General features: G+C 45.0%; 1 pseudogene. It reads left to right on the top strand.

Going from position 1 to position 706, the window contains the following annotated elements:
• Window positions 1–706 (top strand): annotated as a pseudogene (locus AAFP11_RS28360) (hypothetical protein); the annotation flags it as partial.

The raw sequence follows: 706 nt of genomic DNA, 5'->3' as shown, positions 1-706 counted from the left end.
TTACTCCCACTACTGCGACTGCAACGGAAGGCGGTGCAAATGGAAGTTATAGCGTTAAGTTAAATACCCAACCGATCGCACCTGTTACAATTAACTTAGCTACAGGCAGTCAAATTCAACCAATTACGGCGCTTACTTTTACTGCGACTAATTGGAATGTCTCTCAAACTGTGCAGGTGAAAGCGGTTGATGACAGTTTAGTTGAAGGAAATCATACAGGTGCGATCGCGCATACAGCCACCAGTACCGATACTAAATATAACAGCATCACAATTTCCCCTGTTAATGTTGCCATCACCGATAACGACACCGCAGGCGTTAGCATTACTCCCACTACTGCGACTGCAACGGAAGGCGGTGCAAATGGAAGTTATAGCGTTAAGTTAAATACCCAACCGATCGCACCTGTTACAATTAACTTAGCTACAGGCAGTCAAATTCAACCAATTACCGCACTTACTTTTACTGCGACTAATTGGAATGTCGCTCAAACTGTGCAGGTGAAAGCAGTTGACGACAGTTTAGTTGAAGGAAGTCATGCAGGTGCGATCGCCCATTCTTCTACCAGTAGCGATGTTAATTATAACGGCATCACAATTCCGGGTGTCAGTGTCGCCATTACTGATAACGACACGGCAGATTTCAGCGTCACACCTACAAACATAACTGCTACGGAAGGCGGTGCAACTGGCAGTTACAAAATCAA

Origin of the sequence: Microcoleus sp. CAWBG640 (genome assembly GCF_020883015.1) — a bacterium.
Classification (GTDB): Bacteria; Cyanobacteriota; Cyanobacteriia; order Cyanobacteriales; family Microcoleaceae; genus Microcoleus; species Microcoleus anatoxicus.
This window is presented reverse-complemented; position numbering and strand designations above follow the sequence as displayed.